This window comes from Pseudoalteromonas sp. c7(2019), assembly GCF_011378625.1.
GTDB classification, from domain to species: domain Bacteria; phylum Pseudomonadota; class Gammaproteobacteria; order Enterobacterales; family Alteromonadaceae; genus Pseudoalteromonas; species Pseudoalteromonas arctica.
The window spans coordinates 41,413-61,548 of record NZ_WTKS01000009.1 but is presented as its reverse complement, the minus strand read 5'-3'; the positions used below and the strand labels follow the sequence as shown (position 1 = coordinate 61,548).

18 protein-coding genes are annotated in these 20,136 nt (G+C 40.0%); 4 read left to right on the top strand and 14 right to left on the bottom strand.

Annotation, left to right across the window (positions count from 1 at the left end):
• Positions 1 to 59: 59 nt before the first annotated feature.
• The 13 genes from lpxA to rpsB form a co-directional block, all read right to left on the bottom strand.
• A complete protein-coding gene (gene lpxA, locus GQR38_RS11565; protein WP_007580998.1) occupies positions 60 to 830 on the bottom strand; it encodes an acyl-ACP--UDP-N-acetylglucosamine O-acyltransferase in 771 nt (256 codons plus the stop codon).
• 2 nt (positions 831 to 832) lie between these two features.
• Positions 833 to 1,285 carry a 3-hydroxyacyl-ACP dehydratase FabZ gene (fabZ, locus tag GQR38_RS11560; protein WP_007580997.1) on the bottom strand — a complete coding sequence of 151 codons (453 nt, stop codon included), beginning with the start codon at positions 1,283 to 1,285 and terminating at the stop codon, positions 833 to 835.
• A 26-nt stretch (positions 1,286 to 1,311) separates the two neighbouring features.
• A complete protein-coding gene (lpxD, locus tag GQR38_RS11555) occupies positions 1,312 to 2,334 on the bottom strand; it encodes a UDP-3-O-(3-hydroxymyristoyl)glucosamine N-acyltransferase (RefSeq protein ID WP_007580995.1) in 1,023 nt (340 codons plus the stop codon).
• A gap of 7 nt (positions 2,335 to 2,341) precedes the next feature.
• Positions 2,342 to 2,860, bottom strand: coding sequence for an OmpH family outer membrane protein (locus GQR38_RS11550; RefSeq protein ID WP_007580993.1), 519 nt, complete (start codon positions 2,858 to 2,860; stop codon positions 2,342 to 2,344).
• 11 nt (positions 2,861 to 2,871) lie between these two features.
• Complete coding sequence (bamA, locus tag GQR38_RS11545; RefSeq protein WP_007580991.1) at positions 2,872 to 5,343, bottom strand: outer membrane protein assembly factor BamA; 2,472 nt, start codon at positions 5,341 to 5,343, stop codon at positions 2,872 to 2,874.
• Between the two features lie 96 nt (positions 5,344 to 5,439).
• Entirely contained in the window at positions 5,440 to 6,792 is a 1,353-nt protein-coding gene (rseP, locus tag GQR38_RS11540) for a sigma E protease regulator RseP (protein WP_010553745.1), read from the bottom strand.
• Between the two features lies 1 nt (position 6,793).
• Entirely contained in the window at positions 6,794 to 7,999 is a 1,206-nt protein-coding gene (ispC, locus tag GQR38_RS11535; RefSeq protein WP_024590724.1) for a 1-deoxy-D-xylulose-5-phosphate reductoisomerase, read from the bottom strand.
• Positions 7,996 to 8,862 carry a phosphatidate cytidylyltransferase gene (locus GQR38_RS11530; RefSeq protein ID WP_007580986.1) on the bottom strand — a complete coding sequence of 289 codons (867 nt, stop codon included), beginning with the start codon at positions 8,860 to 8,862 and terminating at the stop codon, positions 7,996 to 7,998. Before GQR38_RS11530 ends, ispC begins: the two co-directional genes overlap by 4 nt.
• 19 nt (positions 8,863 to 8,881) lie before the next feature.
• Positions 8,882 to 9,661: an isoprenyl transferase gene (locus GQR38_RS11525; protein ID WP_007580985.1), complete on the bottom strand. Its 780-nt coding sequence runs from the start codon at positions 9,659 to 9,661 to the stop codon at positions 8,882 to 8,884.
• A 58-nt stretch (positions 9,662 to 9,719) separates the two neighbouring features.
• Positions 9,720 to 10,277 (bottom strand): ribosome recycling factor, encoded by a 558-nt coding sequence (gene frr, locus GQR38_RS11520; protein ID WP_024599058.1) that lies wholly within the window; start codon positions 10,275 to 10,277, stop codon positions 9,720 to 9,722.
• Positions 10,278 to 10,290: 13 nt separating this feature from the next.
• Positions 10,291 to 11,040 (bottom strand): UMP kinase, encoded by a 750-nt coding sequence (pyrH, locus tag GQR38_RS11515; RefSeq protein WP_007580982.1) that lies wholly within the window; start codon positions 11,038 to 11,040, stop codon positions 10,291 to 10,293.
• Positions 11,041 to 11,197: 157 nt separating this feature from the next.
• Positions 11,198 to 12,049: a translation elongation factor Ts gene (gene tsf / locus GQR38_RS11510; protein WP_007580981.1), complete on the bottom strand. Its 852-nt coding sequence runs from the start codon at positions 12,047 to 12,049 to the stop codon at positions 11,198 to 11,200.
• A 103-nt stretch (positions 12,050 to 12,152) separates the two neighbouring features.
• Positions 12,153 to 12,881 carry a 30S ribosomal protein S2 gene (rpsB, locus tag GQR38_RS11505; RefSeq protein WP_007580978.1) on the bottom strand — a complete coding sequence of 243 codons (729 nt, stop codon included), beginning with the start codon at positions 12,879 to 12,881 and terminating at the stop codon, positions 12,153 to 12,155.
• 271 nt (positions 12,882 to 13,152) lie between these two features.
• On the opposite strand from rpsB, the gene map reads away from it, so the two are divergent.
• From map to dapD, 3 genes are all read left to right on the top strand, one after another.
• Complete coding sequence (gene map, locus GQR38_RS11500; RefSeq protein ID WP_007580976.1) at positions 13,153 to 13,938, top strand: type I methionyl aminopeptidase; 786 nt, start codon at positions 13,153 to 13,155, stop codon at positions 13,936 to 13,938.
• Between the two features lie 66 nt (positions 13,939 to 14,004).
• Complete coding sequence (glnD, locus tag GQR38_RS11495; protein WP_007580974.1) at positions 14,005 to 16,623, top strand: [protein-PII] uridylyltransferase; 2,619 nt, start codon at positions 14,005 to 14,007, stop codon at positions 16,621 to 16,623.
• 9 nt (positions 16,624 to 16,632) lie between these two features.
• The gene (gene dapD / locus GQR38_RS11490; protein WP_002958324.1) at positions 16,633 to 17,460 is read left to right on the top strand and encodes a 2,3,4,5-tetrahydropyridine-2,6-dicarboxylate N-succinyltransferase; all 828 of its coding nucleotides are present in this window, start codon (positions 16,633 to 16,635) and stop codon (positions 17,458 to 17,460) included.
• A gap of 148 nt (positions 17,461 to 17,608) precedes the next feature.
• Here the strand turns inward: dapD and GQR38_RS11485 are convergent, their stop codons facing one another.
• Positions 17,609 to 18,373, bottom strand: coding sequence for a DUF2971 domain-containing protein (locus tag GQR38_RS11485; protein WP_165721617.1), 765 nt, complete (start codon positions 18,371 to 18,373; stop codon positions 17,609 to 17,611).
• A 521-nt stretch (positions 18,374 to 18,894) separates the two neighbouring features.
• Between GQR38_RS11485 and GQR38_RS11480 the strand changes: the two genes are divergently transcribed.
• Positions 18,895 to 20,133, top strand: coding sequence for an HlyD family efflux transporter periplasmic adaptor subunit (locus GQR38_RS11480; RefSeq protein ID WP_165721616.1), 1,239 nt, complete (start codon positions 18,895 to 18,897; stop codon positions 20,131 to 20,133).
• The last annotated feature ends 3 nt before the right edge of the window (positions 20,134 to 20,136 follow it).

Sequence of the window (20,136 nt, the reverse complement as noted above, 5' to 3'; positions counted from 1 at the left end):
AAACCACCTTCGATTTATCATCTAGGGTGGTTTTTTAATGCTTAAAGCAAACCCGCGAATTATCTTACGATGCCGCGCTCTGAGTTTTTAACAAAGTCGACCATCAATTTCACAGCAGGATACTTTGCGGCATCTTCACTAAGCGACTCAATAGCTTCTTCAGCACCTAAGCTTTTACGATAAAATGCTTTGTATGCACGGCGTACAGCCATAATTTCATCACTTTCGAAACCACGACGCTTCATGCCTTCTTTATTGATAGCTGCAGGACCTGCTGGCATACCAATGGTAGTAACAAATGGTGGTACATCTTTGTTAACACCTGAATACATACCAATAAAGGCATGTGCACCAATTTTACAAAACTGATGAACACCCGAATTACCACCAAGGATAACCCAATCGCCTACATGTACATGGCCGGCCACACTTGCGTTGTTAGCAAAAATTACGTTATCGCCAATTACCGCGTCATGTGCAACGTGTGTATAAGCCATAAACAAATTATTACTACCAATTTTAGTAACACCTTGGTCTTGAATCGTACCACGGTGAATAGTGGCACATTCACGGATAACGTTGTTATCACCCATTATTAAAGTGGTTGGCTCGTTGTTGTATTTTTTGTCTTGGCAGGCTTCACCCACAGACGCAAACTGAAAAATATGATTGCCAGAGCCAATAGTTGACGGCCCTTTAACAACAACGTGAGACTCAATAATACAGTTATCACCGATAACAACATCATTGCCAATATAACTATACGGACCAACTGAGACATTGTTGCCTAGTTTAGCGCCAGGTTCGATTATTGCTGTAGAATGGATCACTATTAAAACTCTCTTCTCGCACACATAATTTCGGCACTACACACTATTTTGCCGTCGACTCTAGCTTCTGCAGCAAACTTCCAAATGTTGCGACGTTCTTTTAAAAACTCAACATGAAGATGCATTGTATCACCAGGAATTACAGGTTGTTTAAAACGTGCGTTATCAACAGCAGCAAACAAATACAATTCGTTTTCGCTACGGTTTTCTACTGTTTTAAAACCTAATAAACCCGTTGCTTGCGCCATTGATTCTAATATTAGCACACCAGGAAAAATTGGCTGATTTGGAAAGTGCCCAGTAAAAATCGGTTCATTTATAGAAACATTTTTAATAGCATGTAAAGACTTGCCAGGTGTAAAATCAATAACACGATCAATTAATAGCATCGGGTAACGGTGCGGTAATAAACTTAAAATTTCTTGAATATCAAGGCTATTTAATTCGTTTGCCAAAATAGCATCCTTATTAGTGTTCAACGTTATGACTTAGCCAATGCTTCAAGCGCTTTAAGACGAGATTTCATGTCTGAAAGGTTACGCAAGTGAGCTATTGATTTACGCCATTCTTTGTTTGTTGTATGGGGCATACCAGATGAGTAAATACCTGGTTCGGTGATTGATTTTGTCACCATACTCATGCCGGTAATTATAACACCATCACATACAGACATGTGACCATTAATTGCAACCATGCCACCAATTTGACAGTTCTTGCCAATGGTAACGCTTCCTGCAAGTACAGTGCAGCCCGCTATTGCGGTGCCTGAATTAACTTCAACGTTGTGCGCTATTTGACACTGATTATCGATAATAACATTGCTATGAATGATGGTATTGTCCAGTGCACCACGATCAATTGTCGTACTTGCACCAATTTCAACTTTGTTGCCTATGATCACTGAACCAAGCTGAGGTATTTTAACCCACTGCCCGCGCTCATTTGCATAGCCAAACCCATCACTACCTACAACACTATTTGCTTGAAACAAACAATCTGAACCAATTTCAACATCGTGATAAATAGTCACACTAGGCCAAAGCTTAGTGCCAGAACCTATTTTAACACGTTCCCCGATAAAACTGTTCGGACCAATTTGCGCGTTGTCACCTATCACTGCATGAGCTTCAATGACTGCGTTAGCACCAATAGCGGCGCTATCACTAACAATCGCTGTTGAATGAACAGTTGCACTTGGATGAATACCCGTCGAGGCTGAGCGTGGTGTTGTATCCATAAATTGCGCTAATTTTGCGTAACTTACATACGGATTAGCAACAATAATTTTGCTGCCACTAAAGTACTCTGCATCGGCTTGGCTTACTATTACAGCACTCGCTTGAGTAGTTTCAAGTTGCGATCGATATTTTGAGTTCGCTAAAAATGCAATATGCCCAGAATGGGCATTTGCAAGTGTCGCTATTTTTTTTATTTCTAAAGCGCCATCACCCTGAAGTTCGGCGCCTAGAAGTTCCGCAATTTGCGAAAGCGTATAATTTTGCATAGAGTGATTATTTCTTACTAACAGCGGCTACAACTTTAGATGAAAGATCAGTCACTTCTTTAGGGTTAAAGTAAATAGTAGTGTCTTTTACTTTAACTTCGTCGAAGTCGCCGTCTTTAGCAATCTCTTCAATTGTTTTGATGATTACACCTTGAACTTTAGCAAGCTCTTGGTTTTGACGCGCTTTAATCTCTTGCTCTAAAGGGCGACCTTGTTCAGCAAGATTTTTTTGCATGCCTTGAATTTTTTCACGCAGAGTATCTTTTTGAGCTTGGCTCATCGTTGTACTTTCACGTTTAAATTTTTCAGCTTCAAAACGAATATCGCCTTGTAACTTTTCAAGCTCTTGACGACGTTCAGCAAACTCAGTTTGTAAAGACTGTTCAATTTTAGCCATTTGAGGAATTTGCTTGTAGATTTCCTGCATATCAACAATACCTACTTTGTGTGCAAATGCATTCACAGAAGTACCCATCATTAACGTTGCTAAAACTGCTACAGCTGTTGATTTAAATAATTTTTTCACAAAAAACTCCTTTAGAAAGTGTTACTAATGTTAAAGCTGATGGTTTTCGTATCGTCATCTTCTTCTTTTTGCAATGGATACGCAAAACTGATCAGCATTGGACCCATTGGAGAGATCCATTGTAATGAAAGACCGGTTGAAACCCTAAAACGCATTGGGTCTGAATAGTCATCTAATTTAGCACGTTCATCAACGCCTAAGTTTTGATAGCGGTCTACGTTAAACTCAGTATCCCATACGTTTGCAGCATCAACAAAGAAGCTAGTACGTACAGAGCTGGTATTTTCTTCATCTAAGAATGGTGTAGGAACAATTAGCTCCATACCTGCCACTGCTTTAGCATTACCACCAATGCGACCTTGTGGCACTAGAATATCAAATTCTGATGCACCACCAATGCTACCGGTTGTAGTACCGTCTGCACCTGGCGTACCCGGAATAGACTGCGGTATACGCGACACAGCACGTGGTAATATCGTATTACGGTCAAAGCCACGTAGTTCCATTTCCGTTATACGGAAGTACTCTTGGAATGGAAGTGTTTGCTCATACCCGTTTGTAGAACCATAACCGTTACCATAACCAAGTGCTGCACGCGTTGAGAATACCCAACGGTGGTCATTTGATATAGGCCAGTAAAAACGCGAATCGTAATTCAGTTTAAAGTACTGAAGATCTGAGTTAGGCGTTGTTGCTGTTAAGTTTAGAGTTTGACGCGAACCCGCTGTTGGGAATAAACCACGGTTAACGGTGATACGCGACCAGCCAACACTCAGCTCATACTTAGTAAAGTCAAAGCCTGCATCTGGGTTATCTGGATCTAAGAATGTTTCACGAAGTACACGCGTTTGCTCGTACTCTGCAATATCTGAAAGCTCTTCTTTAATCCAGCGGGCGCCAAAGTTAACACGATTTACAGCATCAATTGGAAAACCAATATTTGTGCCTAAACCATAACTTTTCGATTTATATTCAACAAGACTGAATTTACTTGCATCGTAGTTTCTGTAAAAGATGCTACTGCCTTGCGATACACCATCTGGCGTAAAGTATGGGTCTGTGTACGATAAGCTTAAGCTTTCAGAACCTGTAGACGTATTAAGGTTTAAACCAATTTGGTTACCTGTGCCTAAAAAGTTAGATTCTGTTACACCAATATTAAACTGCAGACCTAAGTAAGAACCATAAGCAAGACCAGCATTAAAGCTACCTGCAGATTGCTCTTTTACAGTAAAGTCTACATCTACTTGGTCATCCACACCGGGTACAGGCACTACGTTAAAATCAACAGTTTCCATGTAAGGTAGGCGTTGAATTTGCAGTTTTGAACGCTCAAGGTTTTGATTAGATAACCATGCGCCTTCAAGTTGTGTCATTTCACGACGAAGTACTTCATCTGCCGTATTTTGGTTGCCACCAACAATAATACGACGAACGTATACACGCTTACCTGGGTTAACCGATAGTGTTAATTGTACTTCTTGCTTTTCGTCGTCAATTTCTGGAATTGTACGCACTTCAGCATTAGCGTAACCAAAACGTGCTAAGTAGCTTTTAATAAACTCTTCAGATGAAGTAACTACAGAACCGTTATAAAGCTCACCCGCTCTAAGTGGGATAACACTTTTAATTAAGTCTTCACGGCCAAGCAAGTCACCAATAAAGTCAAAACCTTTAACTTTATATTTTACGCCTTCAGTTAAGTTAGCTGTAACGTAAACTGATTCACGTTCAGGGCTCACTGAAACTTGTGTTGAGTCGATATTAAAACGCAGGTAACCACGGTCTAAATAATAACTACGAATTTTTTCTAAATCGCCTTCAATGGTTTGCTTTTGGTAACGGTCGCTACCCATAAACTGCCACCAAGGTAAATCTTGCTGCGATTCAGCAAGTTTAAGAAGCTCTTCATTAGAAAAAAGTTCATTACCCACTAAGTTAATTTGGCGGATAGAAGCAGCATCACCTTCATCAAACTCTAACTTAAGTTTAACGCGGTTACGTGGCAGCTTAGTAATACTGATATCTACTTTAGCGTTGTATTTACCAATGCTGTGGAAAAACTCAACTAAGCCTTTTTCGATACTATCGATAACGGTTTTATCAAGTGGTTCACCTTGGCGAATATCTTGCTGATCAAGAGACTCATTAAGCTGCTCGTCTTTAATGTCTTTATTGCCTTCAAACTCAATAAAGCTGATGGTAGGACGTTCCGTTACTTTAAAAATAACGTTGTTGCCATCACGAAGTGCTTTTATGTTATCAAAGTGCCCAGAACGATAAAGTGACTTTATTGTTTTTGAAATCGTATAGTCATCAACATTATCGCCTACGTTAATAGGAATATGTGTTAGCGCTGCACCAAGTGCTACGCGCTGCAAACCTTCAACTTTCAGGTCTTCAACAATAAAGGAGTTTTGGCCTAGGGCTGCAAAACTTGCACCCAATAAACTTGTTATTGCCAAATGTTTTTTTATAGCCATTTTATTATCTTTATCCTTTACAACTGTATTACCGCATAACACCTTACTAGTGGTGCTTTACAATCGTGTTCTAATTAGTAATTTGCCACGCTGTAACTACAAACGCGATACATCATTGAACAAAGCGAAACATGTTAGAAAAATGAGCAACAAGGCACCCACTTTAAAACCAAACTCTTGTGTCTTTTCAGAGACCGGCTTTTTACGAAAAAGTTCAATTATGTAATACATTAAGTGTCCGCCATCAAGCACTGGTAAGGGTAATAAATTAAATACACCCAAGTTAACGCTTATTAAGGCTAAAAAGCTTAAAAAGGCCACTAACCCATAGCTTACGCTAGTTCCAGCGCCTACTGCAATGCCCACAGGACCACTTAAATTTTTAACCGAAACCTGGCCTGTAATTAAATTACCAATCATGTCAAAACTGAGTGTAATTAAGCGCCAAGTTTCTTTTGTGCCTCGCACAATACTATCGAGCGGGCCGTAATGCCTTGTCTCTACATAGCCATCAGGCCATTGCTGTACAACAGGAGCAACACCTAAAAAGCCTTGCTCAATACCGTTATTATCAATGCGCCCTTTAGGGGTAACTGTAATGGCTTGTATAGTATCTTGTCTTTTTACACTAAATTGTAAAGATTTGTTAGCTGATTGCGTAATAAGATTAACTAATTGCTGCCAATTGCTTATTGTTTCACCGTTTACAGCCAAAATTGTGTCGTTAACTTGTAAATTAGCGTGTTCTGCGGCTGAGTCTTTAGTTACGGCGGCAATTGTTAAAGTTGCTTGAGGTCTAAATGGCACAATACCTAACGAACTTAATGGTGGTACGTCTCGCTGGTCAAGCTTCCAACCCTCTAAATTAAGCGTTTTAACGCGTGGTTGAAGGTTTTTATCACGAACAATAACTTCAACGCTTTCTTCGCCTAAGTTAGACATAAGCGCAAACGTGGCATCTTGCCATGTCGTTATGTCATCATCACCAATTTTTATAATATGTTGAGAAGGCATAATGCCCGCCTGCTCTGCGCGACTGCCTTCGGTTATGCTGCCAACAACTGGCTTAACCGATTGCACACCTACCATATACATCACCGCAAGAGCAAAAATGGCAAACAAAAAGTTAGCCATTGGTCCCGCAGCAACAATAGCAATACGCGCTTGTACAGATTTAGAGTTAAACGACAAGTGGCGTTGATTTGCTGGTACGTCATCAACTCGCTCATCAAGCATTTTTACATAACCACCTAATGGAATAGCGGCAATCACGTATTCGGTATTATATTTGTCATGCCATTTTAACAGTGGCTTACCAAAACCAATTGAAAAACGCAGCACTTTAACGCCCATTTTTCGTGCAACCCAAAAATGGCCATATTCATGTATGGCCACTAAAATACCAAGCGCTAAAATAAATGAGCCAAGATTCCAAAAAAAATCAAACATATTAATGCGCCACTTTTGTTATAAATTCTGAAGCGCTAATACGCGCTAATTTATCACACTCTAAAATTTCATCTAGGCTTTGCACATTGGTGTAAGTTGCAGCTTCTAGCGTCTGTGCATTTATTTTGTATATATCGGTAAAACCAATTTTACCGTTTAAGAATGCGCCCACAGCTATTTCATTTGCTGCATTAACCGTTGTTGTCGCGCCCTGCCCTGCACTACACGCATCAATCGCTAATTGTAAATTTGGATAACGAGAAAAATCAGGTTTAGTAAACGAAAAATCACAAATGTCAGAGAAGTTTAACGGTTTAACACCCGCATTAATTCGCTCAGGATACGCAAGTGCATGGGCAATTGGCGTGCGCATATCGGGGTTACCCATTTGCGCTAAAATAGAACCATCGTGGTACTGCACCATTGAATGAATAATACTTTGCGGATGAATAACTACATCAATATCACTAGCATCACAATTGAATAACCACTTAGCTTCAATAAACTCTAAGCCTTTGTTCATCATAGTTGCGGAATCTACTGATATTTTTTGTCCCATCGACCAGTTAGGGTGTGCAACGGCTTCACTTACGGTTACATCTTTTAACGTATTTATATCACGCGTTAAAAACGGGCCACCAGAGCCGGTAAGCAAAATTTTACTTACGCCATGTTGCTGTAGTTTTTGATCGCCTTTGGCATTTTGTAACGAAGAAGGTAGGCATTGAAAAATTGCATTATGTTCGCTATCTATTGGCAGCAAAGTGGCTTTATGTTGTTTAACTTTATCAATAAACAACTGACCTGACATAACTAAAGATTCTTTATTAGCTAGTAGTACTTTTTTACCCGCTTCAACAGCACTTAATGTAGGTAGTAAACCAGCTGCACCTACAATTGCCGACATTACAATGTCAACATCAGGATGAGCACATAAGTCACTCATTGCTTGCTCACCGTGCATAACAAGAGTTTGGCACTGAGTATTAGCTAAATACGCAGATAACTGCTCTGCGGCCTGCTGGTTAGCCATAATCGCATAAAGCGGTTCATGTTCAATACACAACTCCGCCATTTTCTTTGCATTTTGTCCTGCAGCCAAAACAAAAACATCAAATAACTCTTTATTGCGCGACACAACATCAAGTGTACTTAAACCAATTGAGCCTGTTGCGCCTAAAATAACCAGCAATTGCTTTTGGCTCATAAACTAAGAGTCCACGCATAGCACATAACAAACATTGGAGCAGCAGCCGTTAAGCTGTCAATTCTATCTAAAATACCGCCGTGCCCTGGTAAACATCGACCGCTATCTTTTAAACCAGCTTCACGTTTAAACATGCTTTCCAGTAAATCACCTACCGCAGAAAACAACGCAATAAATGCTGTCATTATCGCGTACACAGGCCATACAACTAAATCAACATCGGTAAAGTGACAAAATGCTAATACAAAAATAATAGAAGCAACTACACCGCCTGCTAACCCTTCAATTGTTTTATTAGGGCTTACTTTAGGCATTAACTTATGTTTACCAAAACTTTTACCCGTAAAGTAAGCACCCACATCTGCGCTCCATACAATACCGAGTACCACTAAAATTAGCACCGAACCAAAATGAGTTGATTCAGCATATTGCGCGCTACGTAGTGTATTTAGTGCAAGCCATAGCGGTACAAGCGTGAGTAGCCCTGCAATGCCGCGCATAACTAGGCCTTCATTCCACGCTTTAGCCATTTCTGGGTAGCGCCAAATTAAATAGCTAGCAACAATCCACCAAGCAAACGAAAGCGTAAATACGTAATTTGCATCACCGACTAGCTTGCCATTTTCCCATAATGATTCAATAGGCCAATGTAAATTAAGCAAGGCAAGTAAAGCGCCAATAAACACAACAAAGGCAGCACGTTTAAGCTTGTCGCAAAGGCCCATAAATGCAGACCATTCCCATGCGCCTAATAATACAATTGCACCAGCAAAGTAACTAAATAACGTAAGCGGTGTATAAAAAACCAAAGCCAATGCTAATGGAGCTAGCACTAGAGAGGTTAAAATTCGTTGTTTTAACAAAATGTGACCCTTATTCTATTTAGGTTTGAGCGAGTAATTGTTTTATTTGTTCGCCCGTACAACCAAAACGTCGCTCTCTGGCAACGTAACACGCAATGGCCTCAGCAAATGCTGCTTCATTAAAATCTGGCCAAAGTGTCTCGGTAAAGTAAAGTTCTGCATAAGCAACTTGCCATAGTAAAAAATTACTAATACGAACATCGCCACCAGTGCGAATAAGTAAATCAGGTTCAGCCTGATCTGCCATGCTCATATGCTGTGCTAAGCGCTCTTCTGTAATATCTTCTGCGTTTAGTGTGCCCTGCGCAACTTGCAAAGCAAGTTGTTTTGCCGCATTGGCAACATCCCAACGACCACCGTAATTAGCTGCAACATTTAAACGCAACCCGGTGTTATTTTCAGTCAGCTTATGCGCAGCGTCTACCTTGCTACGTAATCCTTCAGAAAATCGTGATAAGTCTCCAATAATGGTCAGTTTTACATTGTTTTTATGAAGCTTTTTAACTTCCTTTGTTAAAACAAATAAGAAAAGCTCCATTAAAGTGTTTACTTCGTCTTCAGGGCGGCGCCAGTTTTCACTACTAAAAGCAAATAAGGTTAACGATTGTATCCCTAATTTAGTACAAAACTGAACAGATTGACGAACTGCGTCTACGCCTTTTTTATGCCCATACACACGAGGTCTATTTCTAGCTTGCGCCCAACGTCCGTTCCCATCCATGATGATAGCAACATGTTTGGGTAAACATTGCTGTGAAATTGTGTCAGCATCTAGAACCATAAATATCGAGTATTCCATAAAAAAACGCCGCCTAGTATACCCTAGACGGCGTTTCAAAACTAATAATTTTAGTTGCTTAGATTTCCATCAATTCTGTTTCTTTGGCAGCTAATAAAGTATCCATTTCTTTAATAAACTTATCAGTAAGCTTTTGAATCGCATCATCTGATTGACGCGCTTCATCTTCAGATATGTCTTTATCTTTTAATAAACCCTTTACATCGCCATTAGCATCACGACGAATGTTACGAATAGCAACACGACCGCCTTCAACTTCAGCGCGTACAATTTTAATTAGGTCTTTACGACGCTCTTCTGTAAGTGGAGGAAGTGGTACGCGAATAACAGTACCTGCCGACATAGGGTTTAAACCTAAGTCAGATGCCATAATTGCTTTTTCAACAGCTTGCGCTAAAGACTTATCAAATACACCAATAGCCAGTGTACGAGAATCTTCAATTGTTACGTTAGCAACTTGGTTTAAAGGCGTTGGTGCACCGTAGTACGACACCATAATGCCATCTAGGATTGCAGGATGTGCACGGCCAGTACGAATTTTAGATAATTGGCTACCTAGTGCAGTTACACTTTTTTGCATGCGCGCTTGCGCGTCTTTTTGAATATCGTTAATCACGGTTTAATCCTAATTATTTGATTATTTCATCTGAGGCTTGTGAAGAAATAAGTGTACCTTCTTCTTCACCCATAATTACGCGTTTTAGCGCGCCTGATTTATTCATGTTAAATACGCTCAATGGCATATTGTGATCGCGGGCTAGAGTAAATGCCGCTAAATCCATAACTTTTAATTCTTTTTCAATGATTTCATTGTAGCTTAAGTGGGTATAAAGCGTCGCATCTGGGTTTTTAACAGGGTCATCACTGTATACGCCATCAACCTTAGTCGCTTTAATTACTGTATCCGCTTCAATTTCGATACCGCGTAAACATGCTGCAGAATCGGTAGTGAAAAATGGGTTACCAGTACCCGCTGCAAAAATGACTACGCGGCCAGTTTTCAATAAACTAATTGCTTCAGCCCAGTTATAAGCGTCACATACACCATTAAGCGGAATAGCCGACATAAGACGACAATTTACAAATGCACGGTGTAGCGCATCACGCATTGCAAGGCCGTTCATAACCGTTGCAAGCATACCCATGTGATCGCCTACTACGCGATTCATACCTGCTTCTGCAAGTGATCCACCGCGTAAAAAGTTACCTCCACCAATAACTAAACCCACTTCTACGTCGAGCTCTACTAGCTCTTTAATTTCTTGTGCCATACGGTCTAAAACTTTAGGATCGATGCCGAAGCCTTCGTCTCCCATTAAAGCTTCACCACTTAATTTGAGAAGAACACGTCTAAAAATAGGTTTGCGATTGATAGTCATAGTATTGGGGCCAACTTTTATTGAATTATGGATAAAAAATAACCGCGCTTATGTTAAACATAAAAGCGCGGTTATTTTAAAGAATTTCTAGCTGCGAAGCAAAACCAAATAGTACTTTAATTGCATCTAATTTCATTATCCTTCACAAATAGTAATCTTACTTAGCTTTAGCAGCAGCAATTTGAGCAGCAACTTCAGCAGCAAAATCTTCTTCTTTCTTCTCGATACCTTCACCAACTTCTACACGTACGAAGCTAGTAACTGTTGCGTTTTTCTCTTTAAGAATATCGCCAACAGTTTTCTTAGGCTCCATGATGAAAGCTTGACCAGTAAGAGAAACCTCACCAGTGAATTTTTTCATGCGGCCAACAACCATCTTCTCAGCGATTTCAGCAGGCTTGCCTTCATTCATCGCGATTTCGATTTGTACTTGCTTTTCTTTAGCAACAACATCGGCTGGTACATCTGAAGGTGTTAAGTATTCAGGGCTAGATGCAGCAACGTGCATTGCAACGTGCTTAAGTGTTTCTTCATCAGCAACACCCGCAACAACAACACCGATACGATCGCCATGACGGTACTCAACTAGGTTTTCACCCGTTACGTACTGTAAACGACGTACATTGATGTTTTCGCCAATTTTAGTCACTAGCTCAACACGGTCTTCTTCAAACTTAGCTTGTAAGTCTTCGATAGAGATAGTGTCAGCAATTGCAGCGTCAGCAACTTTGTTAGCAAATGCTAAGAAGCTTACGTCTTTTGCAACGAAATCTGTTTGACAGTTAACTTCTACTAGTACTGCAACACCCGCGTTTTGCTTGATGATGATAGTACCTTCAGCAGCAATGTTACCTGCTTTTTTAGCAGCTTTAGCAGCGCCACTTTTACGCATGTTTTCAATCGCTAACTCGATGTCGCCATCAGTCTCAGTTAACGCTTTTTTACAATCCATCATGCCAGCGCCTGTGCGCTCGCGTAATTCTTTAACTAGGGCAGTAGTTACAGCCATTAGTAAATCCTCAAATCTGAAATCAGGTTAGATAAGCGGGTTACCCGCTCGACAAGAATAGCAAGTCTTCACCTTAAAAAGATGAAGACTTGATGACAGCTAATTACTCAGCTTCAACGAAATCGTCTTTCTCAGCTTGAGCAACGATGTTATTCTCGCGACCTTCAGTAATAGCAGCTGCAACAGCGCTAGTGTAAAGGCTTACAGCACGGATAGCATCATCGTTACCAGGTACGATGTAATCAACACCGTCTGGGTTAGAGTTAGTATCTACGATTGCAACAACTGGAATACCTAGGTTGTTTGCTTCACGGATAGCAATGTGCTCGTGGTCAGCATCGATAACGAAAAGCGCGTCTGGAAGACCGCCCATGTTTTTGATACCACCAAGGCTCTTTTCAAGCTTTTCCATTTCGCGGTTAAGCGTTAACGTTTCTTTCTTAGTTAACTTCTCGAAAGTTCCGTCTTGGCTTTGTGCTTCAAGGTCTTTAAGACGCTTGATTGATTGACGTACAGTTTTCCAGTTAGTCAACATACCACCTAACCAACGGTGATTTACGAAGAACTGGTCGCTTTCTAAAGCAGCTGATTTAACTGCGTCGCTTGCTGCGCGCTTAGTACCAACGAAAAGAACTTTACCTTTGTTTGCTGCAGCACTTGATAAAAACTTAAGTGCGTCGTTGAACATTGGTACAGTTTGCTCAAGGTTGATGATATGTACACGGTTACGTGTGCCGAAGATGAAAGGCTTCATCTTAGGGTTCCAGTAACGTGCTTGGTGACCAAAGTGAACACCAGCTTGAAGCATATCGCGCATTGAAACGTTTGCCATTTTATAGATCCTCTATAGTTGTTTAGGGTTAGGCCTCCACATATCCCATAGCACCAACACCGAAGTAATTAAACTTCAAATGCACCCAAGTGTATGTGACGATACGTGTGTGTGTTAAAATAAAATTGTGTTTGCCTTAAATACAAAAAATCATTTAAGAATTTATTTGTAAAAAGACGGCGCGCTTTATACCATATTAAAATTAAATACTCAACGTCGCGTGCAAAATTTGTTCGACGATAAATGTTAAAAACTCAACTTTGGAGCCTCAATGAGCGCTATTATCAAGACCCCTGAAGAAATAGAGAAAATGCGCGTAGCTGGGCGCTTAGCGGCCGATGTACTTGAAATGATCGGCCCTCATGTAGTGCCAGGTGTTACCACCGATGAGCTAAATACACTTTGTCATGATTATATTGTTAATGTGCAACAAGCAATCCCTGCTCCGTTAAATTATCATGGCTTTCCAAAATCAGTTTGTACGTCAGTTAATCATGTTATTTGTCACGGAATTCCAAATGACAAAGCATTAAAAGAAGGCGACAGTGTAAATATCGACGTAACTGTCATTAAAGATGGTTACCACGGCGACACATCTAAAATGTTCCACGTTGGTACACCAAACATTCAAGCTAAGCGTCTTGCAGAAGTAACACAAGAAAGCTTATACCTTGCTATTAAAATGGTAAAACCAGGTGTGCGCTTGGGTGATATTGGCTCAGCAATTCAAAAATATGCAGAGAGCTTTAACTACTCAATTGTACGTGAATATTGCGGCCACGGTATCGGCGCAGGATTTCATGAAGAACCACAAATAATGCATTACGGTAAAGCCGGTACTGGCGAAGCCTTAAAAGCAGGTATGTGTTTAACTATTGAACCTATGGTTAATGCGGGTAAACGCCAATGCAAACTTCTTAAAGATGATTGGACAGTAGTAACACGCGACCGTAGTTTGTCTGCACAGTGGGAACATACTTTATTAGTGACTGAAAATGGTGTTGAAATTTTAACGCTACGATCAGATGATACTATCGAGCGGATCATAGAACACTAATAAAACCGAAACACTTGATAAGAAAATTCTTATCCGTGTGAAAGGTTCAACAAGGAGCCAGCCCACGTGGCATTACCCAACAAAGTAAAAAAGTTGCTTAGCGATGCAGAGCAACTTAGTGATTATCGCGATTGTTCTAGCTATTTTTATAAATGGTTACATAACGAATTTTCTAAACAACCGGTTGGGAATTTAATTAATGCCCGGGCTGAGTTTATTGACCGCCTACTCATTAAGCTTTTTCATGTTTACGACTTAGCGCGCGAACCTGATTTAGCATTAATAGCGGTAGGCGGATACGGACGTGGTGAGCTACATCCCTACTCCGACATCGACTTTTTATTGCTTGTAACTAAACCGCCAAGCGAAGAAATATGCGAAAAAATAGGCCAGTTTGTCACCATGCTATGGGATCTCAACTTAGAGATTGGTCACAGCGTGCGTACGATAGAACAAGCCATTGAGCAAAAACGTGAAGACGTTACTTTTGCCACCAGCTTGCTCGAAAGCCGCCTTATTTTTGGTAACCACATTGAGTTTGAAAAACTCAAAATGCATATTCTTGAAACGCCAGTATGGCGCTCAGGTGAATTTTTTACTGCCAAAGTTCAGGAGCAAAATTTACGCCACAGAAAGTGCCACGGCACCGCGTATAATCTTGAGCCAAACATTAAAGAAAACCCCGGTGGTCTGCGCGACTTACAAACCATTATTTGGGTGGCAAAAAAGCATTTTAGAACCGAAACCCTGCAAGAGTTAATAAGCCACGGATACTTAACTCACGAAGAGTTTCAAGAGCTTTCTGAGTGTCTAGAAAACCTATGGAACATTCGCTTTGCACTGCATTTAGCTGCAGGTCGAGCTGAAAACCGCTTACTGTTTGATCATCAACCGCAAGCCGCCGAAATTTTAGGTTTTGGTAGCGACGGTAAAGCCTCTGTTGAGCGTATGATGAAACGCTTATTTAGAATAATGAGCCGCGTGCGCGAGCTTAACCAAATGCTACTTTCATACTTTGAACAAAGCATAATGCCCGAAAGTAGTGCTGTGGCAGCAATTGAACTCGACAGAAACTTTGAGCAAGTAGGTCATCAAATACGCGTAAAAGATCCGTCGGTATTTTTTAGACGCGACCAACTCTTTGTATTGTTTGAGCACATAGCCGATAACCCAGCAATAACGCATATTTACCCAAGTACTATTCGTACTATTCGCCAAGTGCGCCGTCGTTTATTGGGCGATTTGCAAGATTACGCAGCCTGTCGCGAAGCCTTTTTACGCTTAGTTAAACACCCTAACGGTATGGGCCGCGCATTTACGCTCATGCACAAGCACGGCATGCTTGCCGCCTACTTACCGCAGTGGCGTAATATATTTGGGCAAATGCAGTTCGATTTGTTTCACGCGTACACCGTAGATGAGCACACTCACAAATTAATCAAAAACATTTACGAATATTTTGATAAAACAGGCATTAGCGAGTTTCCTATTTGTAGTGAAATAGTCACTCGAATGGACAAACCAGAGCTACTTTATTTAGCCGGTATATTTCACGACATTGCTAAAGGCCGAGGTGGCGACCACTCAGAACTTGGCGCTGTTGACGCAATAGCATTTGCTAAATTACATGGTTTTTCATCGGTGGATGCAAAACTCGTTGCATGGCTTGTAAGTAACCATTTACTTATGTCGGTTACCGCACAGCGTAAAGACATTAACGATCCTGCTGTAATAAAAGACTTCGCTACACGCGTTAAAACAGAGCGCCAACTCGACTACTTATATTGTTTAACCGTTGCCGACATACGTGCAACCAACGACAACTTATGGAACGATTGGAAAAACACCCTACTGCGTGAGCTATACTTACACACGCAGCGCGCTTTGCGTCTAGGGCTCGAAAACCCAATGGATCAACGCGACCAAATTCGCGATAAAAAGCACCAAGCTAAACAACGCTTAATAAATCTGGGTTATCAAGAGGAAAAAATTGATTTAATTTGGAGCCGCTTTAAAGCCAACTACTTTACCGCCTTTAGCGAACAACAAATATCATGGCAAAGTGAGCATTTATTAAGTAGCACAGACTTAAGTCAGCCAAGTGTTGTTGTATCTAACAAAGCTATGCATGGTGGCACACAAGTATTTGTATACAGCCCCTACTCTGGCCCACTGTTTGCCCGATTAGTAAGTGTGATTGGCTCTAAAAAAGCGCAAATACAACACGCGCAAGTACTGACCACAAAAGACGGTTACGTCTTGTTTAGCTTTGTAATACTTGAAGTAAGTGGCGACCCTATTGCAAGTGGTCGAGCGCAATCAATTAAACGCGGGCTTGAGCAAGCACTAAGCGATCCGCGTAAAAAGATTCGCTTTAAAAAGAGCCGCTCTCAACGCTTTAAAGATTTTAATATTAAACCTAAAATTGTGTTGCGCCCACATGCACGCAAAGACCGTAGCTTAATAGAAATTCAAGCCGTCGATATACAAGGTTTACTAACCAAAATAGCCGAAGTTTTCCAAGCGCATTTACTACACATTCACGCTGCCCGTATTACAACGGTGGGTGAACGTGCCGAGGATTTCTTTGTCGTATCTAATAACGAATACCAAGCGCTGACTGATGAAGAGCAAGCAAAAATTCATCAGGCATTACGTAAAAAATTCAACGCCGAAACAGAATAGAGGACACACATGTCAGATTTAAAAACGATGATCGAAAACGCATGGGACAACCGCGATAGCATTAGCCCAAGCACAGTATCAAGCGACGTAAAACAAGCCATTATCGACGCACTTGATTTACTTGATAGCGGCGCAGCACGCGTTGCTGAAAAAATATCAGGTGAATGGGTTGTACACCAGTGGCTTAAAAAAGCAGTCTTACTGTCGTTTCGTATTCGCGACAACCAACCAATGAACGACGGCGTAAACCAGTTTTACGACAAAGTACCGCTTAAATTTAGCGACTACACGCCAGAGCAATTTCAGCAAGGCGGTATGCGCGTAGTGCCAAACGCAGTAGCGCGTAAAGGCAGCTTTGTAGGTAAAAACGTCGTACTTATGCCATCGTACGTAAACATTGGCGCATATGTTGACGACGGCACCATGGTTGATACATGGGCGACTGTAGGCTCATGTGCACAAATTGGTAAGAACGTACATTTATCAGGTGGCGTAGGCATAGGCGGCGTTTTAGAGCCTCTACAAGCTAACCCAACTATCATTGAAGACAACTGCTTTATTGGCGCACGTTCTGAAATTGTGGAAGGCGTAATTGTTGAAGAAGGCGCGGTAATTTCAATGGGCGTTTACATCAGCCAAAGCACCCGTATTTATGACCGCGAAACTGGCGAAATTCACTACGGCCGCGTACCAGCAGGCGCAGTAGTTGTACCAGGCGCACTACCGTCAAAAGATGGCACCCACAGCCTTTACGCTGCAATCATCGTGAAAAAAGTAGATAAACAAACACGTGAAAAAGTAGGCATCAACGCCCTACTACGCTCAATTGATGAGTAATAGTAGGTTGGGTTGAGTGAAACGAAACCCAACGATACGTTGAAGTGAAATGTTTTAGCTGAACTTTAATTGTATATAGAAAGCTCTAAGCCCTTTGGTTTTGAGCTTTTTTCTCGAAAGAAAGCTTTAAGCGTTACAACATCTTTCTCTAATCTACTTTTAATTTATATTTTCCCTCAACCATTTTAGCTTGAATGATTGGGATGTCTTTTTTTAATTTCTGTGATAAATCATTTACTATTTGTGTCAGCCTTTCAATGTCTTTACCTGAGGTTTTAACTCCAAATATAATTTTATTTATCTTATTTAAATTAAAATCATGGATACCAGGGCCCTTGTTACGAGTCAAAACTCTGTATTCTTCTTCGTAAGACCAATCATTAGACTTAGTCAAAAAAACATCTTTTACCGCATCAAAGCTACCTTTTCCAACCTTGATAATTGGCATCTCATCCTTGTAAACAATATCGTAGCCAATTAAATTACTTTCGCTATTATATAAATTCAGAGTAGGGTCATTAAGATCAATATCAAACTCTATTACAAAACCAGTGTGGTTGTGTGCATAATGTGACCACATCAGAATATTATCTGGCTTTTTACTAAAACAACAAATTCCTATTCTATCAATTATATCTTTATGAAAATCCCCAGAAGTTATCGAGTTCTCAATCCCTTTATACATTTTATTTTTGTTCTCAATTCGTCTGCTAGGACTCAGCTTTAAATGTTCTGATGCTTTTAGGAACAAATCTTTTCTCGATTTAAGATAGCTTAGTGATGCTTCCGTATTATAAGAAACAATACAATCAAACGGATCGTTAAAATCTTTATGACTGCTAAACTTTAAAGTCCCATCAATTAATATTGCTTGAGAACCAAAAGAGATAGGTAAATATTTATAAACTTTCATAAAACTCAAATACCCTCAATTAATCATTTAGCATTATAAGCTTTTTTATACGTTTTTAAATTAAACATGAGCTGTATACCTGTCTCCCTGAAACTAAACGATTTATGATACTACCTAGCTGTTGGGTTTCGTTTCACTCAACCCACCCTACATCGTTAAATTAATACCGAGCTGCTGCTCATTATTAGCAATAACCTCCTAAAAAAAATGCAGCGATAAAATAAGTGCTTTTGTGTAGCAACGTAGTAATTACTTTGCCCTGCTTCATCAACAAACAAGATAATCAAACCTTTCTTCCACTAAATTCCATTAAAATAAAATTTACATAGTTAACTTAGTGGTGATATAACTGAATGTATTTTGGGAACGGAGTTGGTGATAAATCAAACCATTAACTGCCAGCTAAAAAACATTACTCAGCTAGCTTACCCTCACACCCTTTACTTAAGGTAAGTGAAAACTCTAACTAAAACAGCGTTTCCCACATTTTAAAATAACGAAAGCACAAGTAGGTTGTACTAATGGAAGAGTATTTAATCGTTAAACAAAAAAGTAAATATCCTATCGCTATTGCGGCTTTATTGTTGTTATTGGCTTTGGGTTATTTAATTAAGATACTACTTTTCTCAAATGATATTCCTGAACGTTATTTAAAGCCAATATTAGTCTCTCAAGTATCATTACCCAATGTATTAAAAGGGATTGGTACAATAGAGCCTACACAAAGAGAGCTTTTGTCTGCGCCGCTAAAAGGCAATATCAACACACTTACAATTCGTGAAGGGCAAGCTATAAAAAAAGGCCAAGTATTAGCAAAGCTGACTAACTACGAATTGGAGCAAGATATACATAATGCGAGTTATGAGCAGCTTAATTTAGAATCCCAAGTAGCTATTGATAAAAGTAATTTAGCAATTAAGCTCTCGCAAATTAAAGTCGACTTATCAAAGGCTAAAATGGCATTGCAGCAACAAGCGCTTGAATTAAATGCTAATAAAGTTTTAATGGAACAAGGTATTATTTCTGCAATTCGCTTTAAACAGAGCGAAATGCTTTACAAGCAAAGTGAACTTGAAGTTAATGCCAAAAATGATGAACTTAGCCTATTTGAAGAGGCATTTGATCAGCAATTAATTGCGCTTGATAACAAAGTAAACATCGCAAAAAACAAACTTAGCTATTTACAAAGGCGTCAAGAGCAACTAACACTCACAGCAAACTTTGACGGTACCGTAAGCCAAAACTTAGCTAAATTAGGTCAAGCGGTTACTCAAGGGCAATCGCTGTTTGAGTTAATAGAGACCGACAACTTACTGGCTAAAATACAAGTTCCTCAGTATTCATCTAATCAGTTAAAAATAGGCCAAAAAGCAGACATAGTTACACCCAGTGGCACAATTGCAGCTAAGGTTGATTATATTGATACAGTAATAAGAAATGGCGCTATTAATGTATTTTTAGTATTAGACGCTTCCCCTCCATCATGGCTTAGAAGCAGCCAAGCAATAGAAGCTCATATTTATTTGGAGCAATCTTTAGTAGCTCAAAACATTAAAAAACCGAATGATTTTGATAACTACAGTCTGTGGAAAATATATGAAATAACGCCCTCCAGCAAAGCTATTCTTACTCATATAAATTACAAAACAACTGAGCAAGACACTTTAAGCTTTGATGAGTCGCTACAAGGTAACTATGTTTTATTACTACCAGCAGCTTATGCCACTCAAAGTTACCTTGATTTGAAAGAAGTATTTTAATGA